The following is a 17,935-nucleotide window of genomic DNA, read 5'->3' on the forward strand; positions in this document are numbered from 1 at the left end:
CATAGGGGAGGGGTATTAACGATGGATATAGGTAAGATAAGTAATGCAGATACCAACGTGTCTGCTAGTATAGCAAAGCTTGGTTCTTTGCAAAGACCGTCTCATGCTGCTGTGTTATCCAATGATAATCCTAAGGATAGCAAGCAAGGTGATGAGAACATCGGCTTAAATGATTTAACAAAGAGTTTAAACGAACAGATGAGCTCTCTTAATGCTAATGTTAAATTTGAATTTAACGATGAGATTGGCGAGCTTTACATCAGTGTCGTAGAAAAGGACACCGGAGCTTTGATTAGACAAATACCAACAGAAGAGGCTATGAAGCTTAAGGAACACCTTAAAAATATAGTTGGTATGTTATTTGATAAGGAGGGATAAAAATGGCTTTAGGACAATTAGGAAGTTTAGGTATTGCTTCAAATGTACTTACATCAGACTTAATTAATAAAATGAAAGAGCTTGACGAGAGTAATCAAATAAAACCTTATGATACCAAGATAGAAATAAATACGGCTAAAAAGACTGCTTTAACCGAGCTTACAACAAAGCTTTCAGCTTTTAAGACTGCTATTTCTTCCTTGGGCGATTCTACAGCCTTTTCTAACAGAAAGGTAGACGCTAGCGTAACAGGAGACAATGCCGCAGCTTCGTTGGATGCAGCAAGTGGTGTTAATATACAGGATTTATTAGTAACTGTTGAACAAATAGCTAAAAATGATGTGTATCAAAGCAAAGGCTTTAACAAAGACACAGACATGATAGCACCAAATTTACCTAGCGGAACAAAGGCTACATTTACCTTGGTGCAAAATGATAAAGAGTACAGCATAGAAGTGGATTCAAACACCACCTTTAGAGAATTAGCAGATAAAATCAACAACGCCACAGGTGGCAATATACAAGCAAAGATTATCAACACAGGCGAGAAAACTAATCCTTACAGATTAACCCTCACAAGTAAAGAAACAGGAACTGACAATGCCATAGGCTTTTACGCTGGAACTAAGAGCAATGGTATATATCAAGAAGATTCTAATGCAGTGCAAGTCTTATCATCGCTTGGTTGGAATTTAAAAACAACTGACTTTGCTCCTGATAACTTTAAAGGCTTTTCGTCAAGCTCTATTAACAAAATCAACTTAGGTTCTAGCACAACAGGCTTACAAACTAGTCTTGGTATAGCGCAAGATACAAAATTCACTGTTTTTGTTGGAGAGGAAGCTTTTGAGATAGAGGCTAAGACTACCGATACTTATCAAGATTTAATAGATAGAGTAGACCAGGTAACAGGCTCAAAGGTTCAGCTATCAGCTGCTGGAAATGTTAAGGGCGAGTTTAATTTTAGTTTTTCAGCTGGTGTTAATGCTCCAAATGGTGCTACGGTAACCGTTTTTGACGGGGCTCAAGATGGTGGTGTTGGCTCTGGTGGGAATTTCCAAACAGATGCGAATGCTTCATCTTTATTAAGCAATACTTTGGGCATAAATGTAGTTAAAAAATACGGCGTGGATGACCCAAACGGCGAGTATCATATAAAACAAGCTCAAAATGCTATCTTTACAGTTGATGGCGTTAAGATGACAAGACAAAGCAATGAGGTAAAAGACATAGGAACAGGCCTTACTCTTACTTTAAAAACAGCCGGTGAGATAAATTTCAGTATCAAACAAGATACAGAGAGCTTAAGCACCGCTATGGAAGAGCTGGTAGAAAAGTATAATGATTTAGTAAATTATCTCTCAGAAGTTACCAAGTATGATACCGAGACAGGCACTAGCGGGGATTTGCAAGGTGTAAGTGAGGTAAATAACATAAGAACAAATTTAGTTTCCATACTCTTTCAAACCCAAACAGTTGCTGGAACTATAAAAGATGAAAACGGAAATGACATACCTGCTAATGTCGCGGTTTCATTGCAGGATTTTGGTTTAAATATGACTGAGGACGGGCTTTTAACATTTACATCAAGTGAATTTACATCCAAGATGTCAGAGGATATAAGCTTTGCTGAGAAGTTCTTCGCCGGTGTTTCTGGCTTTGAGAATTTAAACTATGTTGGCGAGCAAATCAAGCTAGACCAAGATATAGACTTTAAAGACTCAGGCTTTAAGATAACCTTTAATGAAACAACTTATGATTTGTCAAAAACAGTCGATGGAAAAGACTTTGTTTTAACAGGAGCTGACGCTGCTGAAAGAGCTAGAAAGCTTTTAGAACATATAAATAGCTTTGGCATAGAGGATTTAAATGTTAGCTTGGAAGAAGTTTCTGTTACAGACGCTCAAGGACAAAAAACAACGCAGTATGCGCTTAAATTTGATAGCGACAATGGCTCTGATTTTAAGGTGGAAGGAAAAGATGATTTCTTAAAAGATAAGTTAGGTTTAAGTGCTACTCAGCTTTCTCCTCAGTTAGAGCAAGGAACTGGTGTTTTTGCTAAGCTTAATGACTATTTAAAGGGCTTAACCGGCACAGACGGCACACTAACCCTTTATGAACAACAGCTAACAACCGAAAACAAAGCTTTGCAAGATAGCAAGGAAAAAACCCAAACTTCAATCGACACAAAGTATGAGACCTTAGAGGAAACTTGGATACAATACGAGCTTATCATATCAAAGATTAATACTCAAGCTCAGGCTGTAAATGCTATGATAGCTTCTATGAGTAGCAGCAACTCAAATTCATAAAAGGATTAAAATGCAAAATAATCTAGCCTATAATGCCTACACTGAAAATCAGGTAGGCATTGAATCGCCTCAAAAATTGATAGAAATGCTTTATGAGGGTTTGCTTAAATTTTGTTCTAGGATTAAAGTCTGTATAAAAAATGAGGATATAGAACAAAGAACATATTATGTAAAAAGAGCAACAGCGATATTTATCGAGCTTATTAACAGCCTTGATTATGAAAAAGGCGGAGATGTGGCGTATTATCTTAATGGGCTTTATATGAGAGAAATTCAGCTCTTATCTTTAGCAAATTTGAAAAATGACGAAACCAAGGTGGATGAAGTCATAAATGTAGTTAAAGGTCTTTTGGAAGCTTGGAGGGAAATACATCAAGATGCAGCAATGGATAAATGATTTTAAACTAGCTATCATAGATGAGGATGTAAATTCTATAGAAAAGCTACTTGACACGAAAATATCAAGTACGGATATGAATGAACTAAGACAAGCAAAAGCCCTTATGGATGAGGCACTCACTTTAATGCAAAACAAAAAAAACAAAGTGGCTGTTCAAATACAAAAAATACAAAAGGCTAAGAAGTTTTTTGAACAGTAGTTTATTCTTTGTTTTAAAAAAACTGTTACTATCGCATTTTATATCATAATTAAAAAGTGGTGTTTTATGCTTAAAAATTTTTTTATACTGATTACCCTTTCTTTATTTTTTATTTCTTGTAGCACTAAAGACGATGAACTTTATAATCTAAGCTCTTCGCAGTGGTACAAACAAATTATCAAGGATTTGCAAGATAGAGACTTAGAAAAGGCTGATGAGCATTACACATCTATGTCAAGCGAGCATGTATCTGACCCTTTGCTAGAGCCTATCGCTCTTATATTGGCACAGGCACATATAGATGAGGAAGAATATAAAATGGCTAATTTTTATCTGGATGAAAATGCTAAAAAATTTGGAACCTCAAAGAATTTAGATTTTATAAGATACATGCAAATTCGTTCTAAATTCGAGTCCTTTGCCCAGCCAAACCGCGAACAAGGGCTTTTGATAGAAACTATGAACCAGATAGATGAATTTTCAAACTCATATCCAAATACTCAATACAGCATTTTAGTAGGTACCATGCTTACTAAATTTCGCTTAGCGTATTTTGCCTTGGATGAGAGCATAGCTGATTTATACAAACGCACAGGCAGAGAGGAAAGCTATGAGGTTTATAAATTAAGACTAGAAGAATCAATGCTTAAAGATGTGCCTATGATAAAGGCAAGAAGTGCTTGGTATAGAAGAATATTTGAATAAGGAATAGATATGGAAATTGATAATGTGCAAAATTACCCCACCAAACTTCCCATAATAGTAGAGGATGAGTTATTTTTATATCCCTTTATGATAACGCCTATTTTTCTAAGTGATATGCAAAATATCAAGGCAATGGAGCTTGCCATAAAAAACGAAAGTATGGTTTTTATAGCACCTTCAAAGGTGGATGGTGCTAGGAGCTTTGATGATATTTATGATTGTGGCGTTATAGGCATGATCATGAGAAAGGTGCCTTTGCCAGATGGTAGGATAAAGATTTTGTTTCAAGGCTATGCGAAGGCCAAGATCATAGAAAGGCTTTCTAGCAAACCTTTACAAGCAAATATAGACTTGATTAAAGAGGATTTAAATTTAGGTAAAAAGGGCGAAGCCTTACTAACTGTGCTAAAAGAAAAGGTTAAGGCCTTAGCTACCATAAGTCATTATTTTTCTCCTGATTTGCTAAGAACTATAGAGGAGGGCTTGGACGCCTCAAGGATTTGTGATTTAATCCTTAACACTATAAGAATTAGAAAACAACTTGCCTATGAATTTTTCATAGAAACAAATTTAGAAAGCAAAATTTTAAAACTCATAGAATTAATAGCCGAGGAAATCGAGACAAATAAATTAAGAAAAGAGATAAAAAGCAGGGTTCACTCTCGCATAGACCAGGTAAATAAAGAATATTTCTTAAAAGAACAGCTAAGGCAAATTCAAAAAGAACTAGGCAGCGACACTCAAAAAGAGGATGATACAAAAGAATACTACGCAAAACTAGAGGCCAAAAAGAAATTTATGTATGAAGAGGCCTACAAAGAAATCAAAAAACAAATAGAAAAATTTGAAAGAATTCATCAAGACAATTCAGAAGCTTCCATGATACAAACATACATAGAAACAGCTCTTGAAGTGCCTTTTGAAAAAGTATCCAAAAAAAAGCTTGACATTAAAGAGGTTAGCAAGCAGCTGAATAAAGACCATTACGCCCTTTTAAAGCCAAAAGAACGCATAGAGGAGTATTTTGCCGTAAGAGAGCTTTTAGAAAAAAGAAAAGTCTCAGATAAAGACGGCGCTAAGGTCATACTGTGCCTTTATGGGCCTCCAGGAGTTGGTAAAACTTCCTTGGCAAATTCTGTCGCAAGAGCTTTAAAAAGAGAGCTTATAAGAATAGCCCTTGGAGGCTTAGAGGATGTAAATGAGCTAAGAGGACACAGAAGAACTTACATAGGTGCTATGCCGGGACGCATTATACAAGGTCTTATAGAGGCGAAGCAAGCAAATCCTGTGGTTGTTTTAGACGAGATAGATAAATTAAACCGTAGCTTTAGAGGGGACCCTTCAGCTGTTTTGCTTGAAATTTTAGACCCGGAGCAAAATACTAAATTCAGGGATTATTACCTAAATTTTAATATAGATTTAAGCAAGATAATTTTTATAGCCACAGCAAACGATATAAGCAACATCCCATCAGCTTTAAGAGATAGAATGGAATTTATAGAGCTTAGCTCTTATACGCCTAATGAGAAATTCCACATAGCCAAGAATTATTTAATACCTGATGAGCTTAAAAAGCACGGCTTAAAAGCTAGCGAACTTAACATAAGCAAAGAAGCTATTGAGCTTTTGATAAGTGATTATACTAGAGAATCTGGAGTAAGAAATTTAAGACGCAAAATAGCTTCTTTATGCAGGAAGGCTGTGAAGCAAATTTTGTTAAGCGATGATAAGAAATTAAACATAAACGCCAAGAATTTAAGCAAGTTCATTGATAAAAAGGTCTATGAGATAGAAAAAAGCGAAAAAGATGCGAAGGTGGGCCAGGTAAATGGTCTAGCCTACACGCCTGTTGGCGGAGATGTGCTAAAGATAGAGGCGGTAAAGATAAGAGGAAAAGGCGAATTAACCCTAACAGGCTCTTTAGGCGATGTGATGAAAGAATCAGCACATATAGCCTTTAGCATGATAAAGGTTTTAATAGATGAAAACAAGATAAAAATACCTAAAAAGCTTTTTTATAAAGAAGCTCAAAATATCTATGATTTATACAACATACACATCCATGTTCCAGACGGAGCCACGCCAAAGGATGGGCCAAGTGCGGGCATAACCATAAGCACAGCCCTGGCTTCAGTGTTTTCTCAAAGAAAGGTTAGGGCGGATGTGGCTATGACGGGCGAGATTGATTTAACGGGTAAGGTCTTGCCTATAGGCGGTTTAAAAGAAAAGCTAATAGCTGCTTACAAGGCCGACATCAAATTTGCACTCATTCCTAGTAAAAATTACGAAAGGGATTTAAAAGACATACCAGAAGAGGTAAAAGAAAATATGAAAATCATCCCTGTAGATAGCTTTGATGAGGTTTTAAAACACAGCTTAGTTTAGAGCTAAAAAAGATAAATTTGTAAGGATGATTATGCAAAAGGCACAAACTGTAAAAAAAATTCCCGTTTTAACAATAGCCGGAAGCGATTGCAGCGGCGGGGCTGGAGTTCAGGCTGATTTAAAGACCTTTAGTGCTCACAATCTTTTTGGCATGAGTGTGATTTTAAGCGTGGTTGCTGAAAATACCGCAAGGGTAATCTCAGCTTATGATATACCTAAAAATGTTGTCGATGAGCAAATTTTAGCTGTATTTGAGGACATAAGGCCAAAGGCCGTTAAGATAGGCATGATAGCTTCAAAGGAGCTCATGGACTGCGTAGCCTTAAATTTAAAGAACTTTGAGGCCGAAAATATAGTCATCGATCCTGTTATGTTTGCAAAAAATGGTTTTGCCTTAATGCCACCGCAAAACTGTGAGCATTTTAAAAAAACCATGCTAAGCCTTGCTGATGTCTTAACTCCAAACATACCAGAAGCACAGTATTTATGTGGCTTTGAGATAAAAAATCAAGATGACATGATCAAGGCTGCTAAAACCTTAAGATCCTTAGGTGCTAAGGCCGTGCTTGTAAAAGGAGGCCACAGAGATGATAACGCCGATGATGTCTTGTATGATGGCAAGGAAATTTATATCTTAAAATCTCAAAAAATAGATACTAAAAACACACACGGAACCGGCTGCACGCTTTCGTCAGCCATAGCTTCAAATTTAGCCAAGGATTATGATTTGTACGAGGCGGTTAAAAAGGCAAAAGATTATGTTTATAGCGCTATCTTGCATTCTTTAGAGCTTGGCAAGGGTTGCGGGCCGACAAATCATTTTTATTTTCTTAAGGACTAGTCTTGAATTTAAGCTTTTATCTTGTGGCTTCTAAAGATAAGCTTAGCGAGGAAAAATTTTTAAATATACTAAAAGAGGCCGTAAAAGGCGGAGTTTGTGTAATTCAGCTTAGAGAAAAAAATCTTTGTGCTAGGGATTTTTATAAATTAGCGATGAGAGTAAAAGCACTTTGCGATGAGCTAAAAACTACTTTGATTATAAATGATAGAGTGGATATAGCCTTGGCTGTTAATGCCTGCGGGGTACATTTAGGACAAGATGATTTGCCACTAAAAGAGGCTAGAAAGCTTTTAGGAAATGAGAAAATCATAGGCATAAGCACTAAGACAAAAGAACAAATCGATGAGGCGTGTAAATTTGGTGCTACTTATGTAGGCTGTGGGGCGATTTATAAAAGCCTTACAAAAGATAGCTCCGTGATAGGACTTAAGGGACTTAACGAGCTTACAAGCCACATAAAAGAAAAAAAATACTCCCTAAAAACAGTGGCCATAGGTGGCATAAAGGATGAAAATATCTTATCTTTCAAGGGAATGTTTGTCAATTCTCTAGCCTTTTCATCCGCCATTATGCAAAGTGAAAATGTTTATCAAACCTGCTTGGATATAAAAAATAAACTTGAAGCTGTTTTGTCCAGATAAACTGCTTAAAATTGTATAAAATTTACACAAAAAAGCACTTTTTTATCAAAAATTCAAAAAAAAAGCTTTTACAAAAAAAAAAAAACGATAAAATAAAAATTTGCAAAAATAAAAACAAAAGGAAAATTCATGAAAAATATAAAAAAGGTTCTAGGTTCGCTCGCCTGTGTGGCCTGTCTAAGCACTGCTGCTGTGGCTGAGGATGATGGGCTTTATTTGGCTGTTGAGCTTGGTGGGGGCGAGGCTAAATTTAAGCAAGATATAGATACTACTACAAGCGTGGTGGGTGTACTACCCATACCAGCACAAAATAGAGTAGGCGACATCACAGCTAACAACAGCATGCCAAATTTGATGTTAAAATTCGGTGACAAGTCCTTTTTTAACGAAAATTTTGGTTATAGAAAATATGTGTATTTTGGTTATGGATACAGCTCTATGAAAAATGTATCTTATAACGGGGGCTTAAGCATTATGCAAGGCGTTTCAAACGGCTCTATCTTTACTACTACTAACAACACTTATTATAACAATGTCTTAGAGTATGGTATCGGTGCTGATGTGCTTTATAATTTCATGAACAAAGGCTCTGATAGCTTTGGTGTTTATGCTGGCGTGGCAATAGGTGGCGAAACTTGGATAGCAAATGGAAAAAGATATAAGCCTCAGCAAGGCCCGGGCGAATCTTATGCAAATTTCCAAACCATACTAAATGTAGGTCTTCGCGGAACTATAGCTAAAAACCATGGCATAGAAATAGGCGCTAGATTTTACATGCTTGAATCACAAATTTTTGAAGGACACGGCACATCGTCTTTAATGCAAGCTGCGGGAGATGCTATAGCTGGTGCTATTGGAGGAGGAGTGCCAATTACAACTACAACAGTTATAAACAACACTACAACAAAGATGAAAAGACCGGTAGTTGCTTACCTAAGCTATGTGTATAATTTTTAATTAAAGCCTCTCAAAGTCCTAGTGCTTTGGGAGGGAAATTCTTAGTTTTAAAATAATATTTTGAAAGCCTAAGCAAAAGAAAGCTTTTGTATAGGTTTTTTGTTTTTCTTTAAAGCTCACAAAGCAAATACATATCAAATCTCGGTTTGTCTTGGCTTGTGCGAATACACAAACACCAAAAAGCATTTGCTCAAAAAGCAAATTATATATTTTTTAAAGCTTTCTTATGTAAGACTTGCGGGTCTTAAAATTCCCACAATGTCTTGCGAAAAATTAAAACAGTGTTTAGGCTGTAAATTTAAGCGTCTTACTGTACTTTGTAGCTTTTAATTAAATTTATGAAATTTTCAATTTTTAAAGCAAAGGAGCCAACCAAAACACCGTCGCAGTCTTTTATGCTTAGAATTTCATTTATATTTTTATCATTCACACTGCCGCCGTAAAGTAAAGGAGCCTTAGTTTTAGAAGTCAAAAAGCTTAGCACTTCAGCTATATCCTTACTACCTGCACTAAGTCCTGTGCCTATGGAGTATATGGGCTCATAAGCTAGGATTAAATTTTCATAGGCTAAATCTATGTCTTTGATTTGTGCTGCTAAAAACTCTTTTGTTTTATTTTCTTTTTTTGTGTTTAAATCCTCTCCTATGCAAAAGATTATCTTGTATTTATGCTTTTTTGCAAAGTCAAATTTAGCCCTTATAAGCTCATCATTATCGCCCAAGGCTCTTCTTTCAGAGTGTCCTATCAATACAGCTTTTACGCCAAATTCGTCTAAATGCTCTTTGCCAAGCTCGCCTGTGAAAGCTCCGTTTATGCAAGGGTAAAAATTTTGCACTCCTAGTTCAAACTTAAAATCTCCTTGCAACAAGGCCGTGCTAGGAGGAAAGACAAAGACTTCTCTTTTATTTAGCCCTAAAAATTCATTCAGCCTTTTTGCGTAAAGTTCAAAGGAGGCTCTGCTGTGATTGCATTTTAAATTTGCTGCAAATATCACTGCTTTATCCTAAGCGGCTTAACTCCGGGCAATTCCTTACCCTCTATAAGCTCTAAAGAAGCACCACCACCTGTCGATATAAAGGTCATCTCATCAGCGTCCCCAGCCCTTGCAACAACATCAGCAGTATCGCCCCCACCTATAACAGTTGTAGCGTGGCTTTCGGCTATGTAGTGGCTCATCTTTATGCTACCCTTGCTAAATTTATCTATCTCAAAAACACCCATAGGACCATTCCACCAGATAGTATGAGCATCAGAAATCACTTCCTTAAAAAGCCTCACGCTAGCAGGACCTATGTCAAGCCCCATATAGCCATTTGGAATTTCTTGGCAAGGCGAAAAATGTATCATCGCATCTTGTGAGCAAGTTTGCGCACTTACCACATCAACAGGCAGGTAAATTTTCACGCCTAAATTTTTGCCCTTGATTAGAATTTTATTTGCTTCTTCTATCAAGTCTTCTTCTAAAAGCGAATTTCCTATATCATAGCCAAGTGCCTTTAAGAAGGTAAAGGCCATACCTCCGCCTATGATTAATTTATCAACCCTTGGTAAGAGATTTGTTAAAGCTTGTAGCTTCCCGCTTACCTTAGAGCCTCCAACTATGGCCACAAAAGGTCTAGCAGGTTTTTTTATCAAATTTTCAGCAAATTCTATCTCTTTTAAAAGTAAAAAGCCAGCCGCCTTTTTATCATCATCAAAGAAATTAGTTATAGCCTCTACACTAGCGTGTGCTCTATGACAAACCCCAAAGGCGTCATTTATGTAAATTTCAGCCATAGAGGCTAGTTCCTTAGCTAGGTTTTCATCGTTTTTTGTCTCGCCCTTTTCAAAACGCAAATTTTCAAGCATTAAAATTTCACTAGCGGGTAAGTTCTTAGCCTTTGTTTTTGCGTCCTCTCCCACGATGTCTTTAGCTAGTAAAACTTCTTTTTTAAGTAGTCTTGCAAGTCTTTTTGCAACGGGCTCTAGTGAGTATTTTGAGCTAATTTCTTTTGGGCGTCCAAGATGAGAGGCTAAGATAACAGCACAGCCATTGTCTAAACAATATCTTATCGTAGGGATTGCAGAGCGAATTCTTCTATCATCTGTTATGTTTAAAAACTCATCCTGAGGTACATTAAAATCGCACCTTATCAAGACTTTTTTACCGGCTAAGTCTATGTCTTTTATGGAGATTATCTCGTTTTTTTCATCTAACATATTTTTCCTTTAGTTCTTATCAGCCACATAAACAGCCATATCCACAAGCCTTGATGAGTAGCCCCATTCATTATCATACCAAGCTATAATCTTTACAAAATCATCGCAAATTACCTGTGTTAAATCACTTGCCACTATAGCACCATAAGATGAGCCTATGAAATCGCTTGAAACTCTCTCATCATCATCCACGGCTAAAAAGCCCTTTAAATTCGTAGCGGCTGCCTTTCTAAAGGCTTCATTTAGCTCATCCTTGCTTACTTTTTTGCCAAGCTGTGCGGTTAAATCAACGCTTGATACATCTATGACAGGCACACGCATACTTTGGCCGTGAAGCTTGCCGTCAAGCTCTGGCATAACAAGTTTCATAGCCTTTGCAGCTCCGGTTGTGGTTGGGATGATGTTTTGTGCTGCGGCTCTACTTCTTCTTTTATCCTTTGTTTTTGCGTCTATTATGCTTTGTCCATTTGTATAAGCGTGTATGGTAGTCATAAGTCCTTTTTGAATTTTAAAATTATCCTCTAAAACCCTACACACAGGACCTAAGCAGTTTGTGGTGCAGCTTGCATTTGAGATGATTTTTTCTCCTTTATAAAGATGAGAATTTACACCCATCACATAAGTAGGCGTATCATCCTTTGCAGGTGCTGACATAATTACTTTTTTAATACCCTTATCTAAAAAGTCCTTGCATTTTTCAAGCTTTAAATGCACTCCTGTGCATTCTAAAACTATATCAGCACCAAAGGCTGCAAAATCAAGCTCTTTTATATCTCTACTTTTAAATACCTTTATCCTCTTGCCATTTATGAGCAAATCATCATCTACGCTATCTATCTCGCCCTTAAATTCGCCATGCACGGTATCATACTTAAAAAGGTATTTCGTAAGTTCTATATCGGTAGTGTCATTTATAGCTACAAGCTCTACATCATCTCTTTGTAAAACTATCCTTGCTACACATCTTCCAATGCGACCAAAGCCGTTTATCGCTATCTTTACAGCCATTTTCTTTCCTTTTTGAAAATAAATGTTGAAATTCTACAAAAAAAAGGTTAAAATTAAATTATGAAGATAGCACTTTTTGGAGGAAGTTTTGACCCACCTCATTTTGGACACGATGCCATTGTCAAAAAAGCCTTGCAAAGCCTTGATATAGATAAACTCATCATCATACCAACTTTTATAAGTCCTTTTAAAAGCTCTTTTAAGGCTGATGAGAAAAAGAGATTTGAGTGGGTTAGTCTTATTTGGCGAAATTTAGAAAGGCTTGAAATTTCAGATTATGAGCTTTTGCAAAAAAGGCCTGTGCCTAGCATAGAAACGGTGGAGTTTTTTGAAAAAAAGTATGAGTGCGATAAAATTTATCTCATCATAGGAGCTGACCATTTAGAAAAGCTAAGCTCTTGGTATAGATATGAGGATTTACGAAAAAAGGTAGAATTTGTGGTTGCAAAAAGAGGAGAGATAAAGATACCAAAGAGCTTTAAAATTTTAGATATAAGTGCTGATATTTCATCAAGTTTTATAAGGGAAAATTTATATATAAAGGCGGTTGATACACATATAAAAGATGATGTATTTAAATGCTACTGCAAGGATAAGAATGAAAAGAGTTGAAGAGATAGTAAAAATTTTAGAGGATAAAAAGGCTGAGGATGTAGAAATTTTGGATATGAGAGATAGTGAGTATTTTGTGTCTTTCGTAGTCATTGCTACCACCTTAGCACAAAAACACGCCGCTTCTTTAGTGGATGAGCTAAAAATGAGGCTAAAGGCGCAAAATGAGAGCTTTTTAAATATAGAAAGCAGCGATGAATGGAGCGTACTTGATTTAGGCGACATACTTATACATCTTTTAAGCGAGGATTATAGAAAAATTTATGACATAGAAAGCTTTTTAAAAGAGCTTAAAAAGAGATAAGAAAGGATTTGTAAATGTCTAAATTTTGCCTAGCAAAGCAGGGCTTTGAGAGCAAGTTTGTTTATAATTTAAAGGGACTATATTATAGAACTTTTAGAAAAAATAACTTAGAAAAACTTTTATCAAAATTACTTTTAGAGTATGACGATAAAATAAATGAGATAAAACAAAGGCTTGATTATTACTGTGATTTTAAAGAGCTTCCTAAAATTTACAATAACACCTACTACAAAGACGGCGGCTCGGTGTATTGGTTCGATTTTTATAAATATTTTATTTTGATAAGAGCTTGAAATACAATCTGGAATTTGGCGATGTAAATTACGAGGCAAAAGAGCCCTCCTTTGCAAAAAGCAGGCCTGTAAAGATAGAAAAAAGTAATAATATTTTATTAAAACTTGAAGCAAGAAGGCATTTTAGATTTTTAAGCAAAGATTTCTTAAGCTCTGTGCCAAGATATGAGGATAAGCTAGATAAGGTATTTTTTAGGGGAGGGTGCTATCAAATTCATAGACGTGAATTTATGAGAAAGCATTTTGGCAAGACTTTTTTAAACGCAGCACATATAGGGCATAAAAATTCTTTAAAAGATAAGGAGCTTAAAAGCTGGGCTACAAATAAAAAAGCTTCCTTAAAAGAACATTTAAATTATAAGCTTATATTAAATCTTGAGGGAAACGATGTGGCTAGCAACTTAAAATGGCTAATGAGTTCAAATTCACTAGCAATAATGCCAAAGCCAAAATTTGAAACTTGGTTTATGGAGGGAAAATTAAAAGAAAATTTTCATTATCTTCTTATCAAAGATGATCATATCGACTTTGAGGAGAGAGTGAGCTTCATCTTAGAAAATACAGAGTTAGCAAAAGAAATCATAGCGAACGCAAATTTATACTGTGAGAAATTTAAAGATGAAAAGCTTGAAACGCTTTTAAATTTGCTAGTTTTAAGGAAATTCTTTTATCTAAGTGGACAAATTGATGTGAGTAATAAGGAGAGAATTTTATTTGAAGCTTAATTTTGCTTAAGAATAAGGTTTGCACCCTTAGCAGGACTAGTTTTAGCCACTCATTTGTCATAATTAGCTTGAGTTAGAATTTACCAGCCTTTTGAGCTAGTAAATTTCAGCTATCATACACTTTTTTATCAAGTGTTTTTAAATTTTTAGCAGTGCAAAGTGCCGAAGTCATAGCACCTGATACATTACTAGCTGTTCTTGCCATATCTATGATAGGATCTATGGCTAGTATAAGGCTTAACATCATAAAATTATCCCCAAAGCCAAGTCCAGCCAGCATGATAGAAGCAGCCATTGTCGCACTTCCCGGAACTCCTGCTATGCCCAAAGAGCCAAGCACGGCTACAAGCACTATCATAAGAGCAAAAGAAATATCAAATTCCACGCCCAAAGCAAAGCAAACAAATACAGCAGCCATAGCAGGAAAATATCCAGCACAGCCGTTCAGTCCTGTGGTGCTGCCTATGGAAGCTACGAAATTTGCTACCACAGGACTAACTCCTAGCTTTTTTTCTAAGACAGAAACCGTCATCGGTAGCGTTCCAAGAGACGATCTAGAACTAAAGGCAAAAAGCCACACGCTAAAGGCTTTTTTAGCGTATTTTATAGGGTTAAGCCCTTGAGAAAGTAGTAGTAAAAAATGCACTCCAAACATTATAAACATGGCTACATAAGTAAGCACTATGAAAAGGCCGGCCGTTTTTATGGCTTCAAAGCCATTGCTAAGTATTACATTTGACATCATGCAAACAACAGCGTATGGCATAAATTTTATAACTATTTTTGTCATGTTCATCATTATGCCGTGGGAAATATTTATGAAATTTTCAAAGCTAACAAAGGCTTTTTCATACTCTGCTTGTTTTGAAATTTGCTTTGCGCAAAGTCCTATTAAGAATGAAAAAATCACTATGGCTATTATGTTTTCTTTACTGTAAGCTGTTATGAGATTGCTTGGGATTAAATTTAAGATTATGCTTGAAAAGCTTTGAATTTCTCTTAGCTCTCTTGCTCCAGCATTGTCATTAAAATTAGAGCCTAAATCAAACATATACGCCAATGCAAGTCCTATAATAGCGGCTATTGCTGTGCTAAAAAGTATCCAAAAAAGGCTTATGCTAAGCAAGGAGGAAAGTTTGATGTTTTTATCGATTTCTATAATAACCTTTATTATACATACGCTTACAAGAGGGATTACAAGCATTTTTATAAAGGCTACAAACACAGAGCTAAAAAAGGAGAAATAATGCTTAGCTTCCTTAAACCACAGCACCGCATTTTCTTTGTCTGGAAAATCGGCAAAAAATTGCAATACAAATCCAAAGCCAAGCCCCACAATAAGCGCGATAAACATCCTAAACGAAAAGTTGTATTTAAAATCACGCATTTTTTTAAGCAGATAAAATATCACAAAAAGTGTGAGCAAAACAAACACGGTTTGCGGTGTAGAAATCATTATAAAATTTTGAAAAAATGCCAAATTCATACTTACCTTTCAAGTTTTTTGCCCCTATGCTATCAGCAAAAAACTTAAAATAAGATAAATACTATCTTATTTACTAAAGTAAGCTAAATTTGCCGCTAAAATACGCTAGTATTGAGTATAGGTCACTACCTATACTCTCCTTTCTCTCCAGCTAAGATAACCTTTACCTGAGCATCGTAAAAATAAGCTTCTTGTGAATTTGCGTAAAAATTTTTATTATGATTCCAAAGCAAAAGATCTAAATCCTTTTCAAAGCCTCTTTCTTTTACTGTGAAATTTGCATTTTTTACTTTTTCATAAAGCTTATGAGGAAATGAAATGGCATTTATAGCTTTGCTATCTATCACTTCTTGTATATGCTTTTTGGCCTTTTCATCAAAATTTTCCTCATTAAAAGTTAAGTAATAACTTGTGTAAAATCCAGCTTCTTTAAAAAGTGCCAAAGCCTTGTAATTACGACTTTCTATAATGAAATTTTTTATATCAAAATCACTTTCTTTTGAAATTTGCAAAAGTGTTTTTAAGGCTTTTTCTTTATTGTTTTCATCTAAATTTTTAAAATCAAGCCAAATTTTAGCTTCAAAACCACTTTCTTCCTTTCTTTTTGAGACTAAGTTTAGCATAGTTTTTAAGTCCAAATTTATAGATGTATCCTTGCCATCGTGTCCCACATCAAAATAATTATCTAAAAAATACACATCTATTTCATAATTTTGATAAATCTTGCTAAAATCCTCAAATTTCTTAATTTCATTAGTTCTGTGTAACCAAATTTTAGCAGGTGCTTTAAATGGATAAGCTTGTTTTAATTCTAAGTCATAATCCCTACTTTCCACATAAAGTCTCTTTCGTTTTTCATCGTAATTTTGCGAAAAGATAGAGTAAGTTTCATCATAATCCTTGCTATAAATTCCTAAAATATCTAAAAAAGAATGCAAGAAATTATCATTCATAAAAGCTTTTTCTTGCGCTTTTTGTATCCTTTGAAGTACTGCAGGATAAGAGCTTTTAAAAGAATCACTTAGAAAAATCATAAAAGGAATTTCAGCCATATATCTTGATGGTGAGACGTGAGTGTGCCCGTAAAGGTCTCTAAAATCATACACCTCATCGCCATGATCACTAAAATAAAAGATGATTGCTTCCTCGTCTTTAAAATGCTTAAAAATCTCACTCACAACAAAGTCGTTATAATACACTGCATTAAGATAATGAGACTTTATCCTAGCTTGTTTTTTGCTTAGTTTCTCACTTTCATTTAGTTTGTCAAGTTTGTTATCTTGTAAATCCTTTTCGCTAAATTTATCAAAGTTTTTAGGATATCTTTGCTCATAAGATACGTGAGTTCCCATAAGATGAAAGACATAAAATTCAAAGTCTTTGTCCTCCTTGATATTAGGAAGTTCTTTTATAAGCCCCTCATCTTTTGCGACTGATTTAGTAGAAAAAGCTTTGCCTATGTATAAATTTTTATGAGCTCTTCTTGCTATGCTTTCGGGTGCATTGCCATACACAGAAATAGCTTCTTGGTTAGAAAGCCAGTAGGTGTAGTATCCTGCCTTTTTCATCAAATCAACTATATTCATATGCTTAAACCAAGGTTTTGAGGCATTTTCATAATTTATAAATGTTAAGGCTCTACTAAGTGCTGGATTTGTATTGCTATGAGATGAGATCACATCCTTAAATACAAAAAGATTGCCTTCTTCTTTTATTTTGTCTAAATTTGGAGTAGTTTTTAAAGGATAATTATACAAACTCATATAATTTCTTTGCGTAGATTCGCCTAGTATTAAAACTACCTTTGGAATTTTAAGTTTATTTGTGACGGAGTAATTGTTTTCATCAAAGTCATCTAGAAGCTTTTTAAGGCTTTCTAACTCATTTATATATTTATTATTTTTTCCAAAAACAGAGCTTAAAACCTCGTAGTTTTGCAAAAGTATTATATCATCGCTTAAGTATGCTTCGTGTTTTTTTATCACTTGAAAAAGACAGAGCAAGAAAAGCAAAATTTTAAAGATGTCTAAAAGGTGGTATTTGTTTGGGATATTTATTTTTTTAAAAGGAAGTTTAAAGATTAAAACAGAAATGATTATAAAAAGAGCAATCCCCCCCCCCGTCTTCATTGTTAGGTAAGAGCTGAAAAATTCATTAATCTCTGCTACTCTTGTTAAAAACAAAACCTCAACAAAGGCAGCATTTAAAAAAGAATCAAATTGTAAAAACAAAAAAGTATTTACAATAGCAAGCACAAAACAAATGCCTACAAGCAGCCTTTGTAAAAAGGTATTTAAAAATTTTGGCAAAAAAGCAAGTATAAAAAATAAGACAAATAAAACAGCAAAATTTCGTCTCAAAAATACAGACATTTTTTCCAAAAACTCCCAAAAACCAGGATATACTAATGGCGATAAATGCACCAAAGCAAGCAAGAAAAGATTTGTAAAAAGAATGTAAATAAAAGCTCTGTTTATAATGACAGGCATA

18 protein-coding genes are annotated in these 17,935 nt (G+C 35.2%); 13 read left to right on the forward strand and 5 right to left on the reverse strand.

Features of this window, described 5'->3' with window-relative positions; translation table 11 throughout:
* Positions 1-21 precede the first annotated feature (21 nt).
* From CAV_RS09190 to CAV_RS03395, 9 genes are all read left to right on the forward strand, one after another.
* The gene (locus CAV_RS09190) at positions 22-378 is read left to right on the forward strand and encodes a flagellar protein FlaG (RefSeq protein ID WP_094325101.1); all 357 of its coding nucleotides are present in this window, start codon (positions 22-24) and stop codon (positions 376-378) included.
* 2 nt (positions 379-380) lie between these two features.
* A complete protein-coding gene (gene fliD, locus CAV_RS03360) occupies positions 381-2,690 on the forward strand; it encodes a flagellar filament capping protein FliD (RefSeq protein WP_094325102.1) in 2,310 nt (769 codons plus the stop codon).
* A 10-nt stretch (positions 2,691-2,700) separates the two neighbouring features.
* Positions 2,701-3,087, forward strand: coding sequence for a flagellar export chaperone FliS (gene fliS / locus CAV_RS03365; RefSeq protein WP_094325103.1), 387 nt, complete (start codon positions 2,701-2,703; stop codon positions 3,085-3,087).
* Entirely contained in the window at positions 3,068-3,289 is a 222-nt protein-coding gene (locus CAV_RS03370) for a hypothetical protein (RefSeq protein ID WP_094325104.1), read from the forward strand. The genes fliS and CAV_RS03370 overlap by 20 nt, the downstream gene beginning before the upstream one ends.
* Positions 3,290-3,355: 66 nt before the next feature.
* The gene (bamD, locus tag CAV_RS03375; RefSeq protein ID WP_094325105.1) at positions 3,356-3,994 is read left to right on the forward strand and encodes an outer membrane protein assembly factor BamD; all 639 of its coding nucleotides are present in this window, start codon (positions 3,356-3,358) and stop codon (positions 3,992-3,994) included.
* Between the two features lie 9 nt (positions 3,995-4,003).
* The gene (lon, locus tag CAV_RS03380; RefSeq protein ID WP_094325106.1) at positions 4,004-6,379 is read left to right on the forward strand and encodes an endopeptidase La; all 2,376 of its coding nucleotides are present in this window, start codon (positions 4,004-4,006) and stop codon (positions 6,377-6,379) included.
* A 31-nt stretch (positions 6,380-6,410) separates the two neighbouring features.
* Positions 6,411-7,220, forward strand: coding sequence for a bifunctional hydroxymethylpyrimidine kinase/phosphomethylpyrimidine kinase (gene thiD / locus CAV_RS03385; protein ID WP_094325107.1), 810 nt, complete (start codon positions 6,411-6,413; stop codon positions 7,218-7,220).
* Between the two features lie 2 nt (positions 7,221-7,222).
* The gene (thiE, locus tag CAV_RS03390; protein WP_094325108.1) at positions 7,223-7,861 is read left to right on the forward strand and encodes a thiamine phosphate synthase; all 639 of its coding nucleotides are present in this window, start codon (positions 7,223-7,225) and stop codon (positions 7,859-7,861) included.
* A 129-nt stretch (positions 7,862-7,990) separates the two neighbouring features.
* Positions 7,991-8,818 (forward strand): outer membrane beta-barrel protein, encoded by an 828-nt coding sequence (locus CAV_RS03395; protein ID WP_094325109.1) that lies wholly within the window; start codon positions 7,991-7,993, stop codon positions 8,816-8,818.
* Between the two features lie 307 nt (positions 8,819-9,125).
* Here the strand turns inward: CAV_RS03395 and CAV_RS03405 are convergent, their stop codons facing one another.
* Genes CAV_RS03405 through gap form a run of 3 tightly spaced genes read right to left on the reverse strand, consistent with a single transcriptional unit; the run spans position 9,126 to position 12,025 of the window.
* The gene (locus CAV_RS03405) at positions 9,126-9,812 is read right to left on the reverse strand and encodes a triose-phosphate isomerase (RefSeq protein ID WP_094325111.1); all 687 of its coding nucleotides are present in this window, start codon (positions 9,810-9,812) and stop codon (positions 9,126-9,128) included.
* Complete coding sequence (locus tag CAV_RS03410; protein WP_094325112.1) at positions 9,809-11,017, reverse strand: phosphoglycerate kinase; 1,209 nt, start codon at positions 11,015-11,017, stop codon at positions 9,809-9,811. The genes CAV_RS03405 and CAV_RS03410 overlap by 4 nt, the downstream gene beginning before the upstream one ends.
* 9 nt (positions 11,018-11,026) lie before the next feature.
* Positions 11,027-12,025, reverse strand: coding sequence for a type I glyceraldehyde-3-phosphate dehydrogenase (gap, locus tag CAV_RS03415; protein ID WP_094325113.1), 999 nt, complete (start codon positions 12,023-12,025; stop codon positions 11,027-11,029).
* A gap of 60 nt (positions 12,026-12,085) precedes the next feature.
* Here gap and nadD point away from each other — a divergent pair, with 60 nt between their 5' ends.
* From nadD to CAV_RS03430, 4 genes are read left to right on the forward strand one after another with little or no spacing between them, the layout of a single operon-like run.
* Positions 12,086-12,637: a nicotinate (nicotinamide) nucleotide adenylyltransferase gene (nadD, locus tag CAV_RS08975; RefSeq protein ID WP_169711634.1), complete on the forward strand. Its 552-nt coding sequence runs from the start codon at positions 12,086-12,088 to the stop codon at positions 12,635-12,637.
* A complete protein-coding gene (gene rsfS, locus CAV_RS08980; protein WP_169711635.1) occupies positions 12,624-12,941 on the forward strand; it encodes a ribosome silencing factor in 318 nt (105 codons plus the stop codon). Before nadD ends, rsfS begins: the two co-directional genes overlap by 14 nt.
* A 14-nt stretch (positions 12,942-12,955) precedes the next feature.
* Complete coding sequence (locus tag CAV_RS03425) at positions 12,956-13,234, forward strand: hypothetical protein (protein WP_094325114.1); 279 nt, start codon at positions 12,956-12,958, stop codon at positions 13,232-13,234.
* Positions 13,231-13,959 (forward strand): glycosyl transferase family 90, encoded by a 729-nt coding sequence (locus tag CAV_RS03430; protein WP_157676315.1) that lies wholly within the window; start codon positions 13,231-13,233, stop codon positions 13,957-13,959. The genes CAV_RS03425 and CAV_RS03430 overlap by 4 nt, the downstream gene beginning before the upstream one ends.
* A gap of 106 nt (positions 13,960-14,065) precedes the next feature.
* On the opposite strand, the gene CAV_RS03435 is transcribed toward CAV_RS03430, so the two are convergent.
* Complete coding sequence (locus tag CAV_RS03435) at positions 14,066-15,445, reverse strand: cation:dicarboxylate symporter family transporter (RefSeq protein WP_094325116.1); 1,380 nt, start codon at positions 15,443-15,445, stop codon at positions 14,066-14,068.
* A gap of 125 nt (positions 15,446-15,570) precedes the next feature.
* Positions 15,571-17,934 (reverse strand): phosphoethanolamine transferase family protein, encoded by a 2,364-nt coding sequence (locus CAV_RS03440; protein WP_094325117.1) that lies wholly within the window; start codon positions 17,932-17,934, stop codon positions 15,571-15,573.
* Position 17,935: the final 1 nt, after the last annotated feature.

Source organism: Campylobacter avium LMG 24591 (genome assembly GCF_002238335.1).
GTDB lineage: Bacteria > Campylobacterota > Campylobacteria > Campylobacterales > Campylobacteraceae > Campylobacter_D > Campylobacter_D avium.

What these genes read in the sequence shown, in the direction of transcription:
- CAV_RS03440 (WP_094325117.1), bottom strand. Translation starts at nt 17,934, where the DNA reads ATGCCTGTCATTATAAACAGAGCTTTTATTTACATTCTTTTTACAAAT.
- CAV_RS03395 (WP_094325109.1), top strand. Translation starts at nt 7,991, where the DNA reads ATGAAAAATATAAAAAAGGTTCTAGGTTCGCTCGCCTGTGTGGCCTGT.
- nadD (WP_169711634.1), top strand. Translation starts at nt 12,086, where the DNA reads ATGAAGATAGCACTTTTTGGAGGAAGTTTTGACCCACCTCATTTTGGA.
- lon (WP_094325106.1), top strand. Translation starts at nt 4,004, where the DNA reads ATGGAAATTGATAATGTGCAAAATTACCCCACCAAACTTCCCATAATA.
- CAV_RS03435 (WP_094325116.1), bottom strand. Translation starts at nt 15,445, where the DNA reads ATGAATTTGGCATTTTTTCAAAATTTTATAATGATTTCTACACCGCAA.
- CAV_RS03425 (WP_094325114.1), top strand. Translation starts at nt 12,956, where the DNA reads ATGTCTAAATTTTGCCTAGCAAAGCAGGGCTTTGAGAGCAAGTTTGTT.
- bamD (WP_094325105.1), top strand. Translation starts at nt 3,356, where the DNA reads ATGCTTAAAAATTTTTTTATACTGATTACCCTTTCTTTATTTTTTATT.
- CAV_RS03410 (WP_094325112.1), bottom strand. Translation starts at nt 11,017, where the DNA reads ATGTTAGATGAAAAAAACGAGATAATCTCCATAAAAGACATAGACTTA.
- CAV_RS03370 (WP_094325104.1), top strand. Translation starts at nt 3,068, where the DNA reads ATGCAGCAATGGATAAATGATTTTAAACTAGCTATCATAGATGAGGAT.
- rsfS (WP_169711635.1), top strand. Translation starts at nt 12,624, where the DNA reads ATGAAAAGAGTTGAAGAGATAGTAAAAATTTTAGAGGATAAAAAGGCT.
- gap (WP_094325113.1), bottom strand. Translation starts at nt 12,025, where the DNA reads ATGGCTGTAAAGATAGCGATAAACGGCTTTGGTCGCATTGGAAGATGT.
- CAV_RS09190 (WP_094325101.1), top strand. Translation starts at nt 22, where the DNA reads ATGGATATAGGTAAGATAAGTAATGCAGATACCAACGTGTCTGCTAGT.
- fliD (WP_094325102.1), top strand. Translation starts at nt 381, where the DNA reads ATGGCTTTAGGACAATTAGGAAGTTTAGGTATTGCTTCAAATGTACTT.
- fliS (WP_094325103.1), top strand. Translation starts at nt 2,701, where the DNA reads ATGCAAAATAATCTAGCCTATAATGCCTACACTGAAAATCAGGTAGGC.
- thiD (WP_094325107.1), top strand. Translation starts at nt 6,411, where the DNA reads ATGCAAAAGGCACAAACTGTAAAAAAAATTCCCGTTTTAACAATAGCC.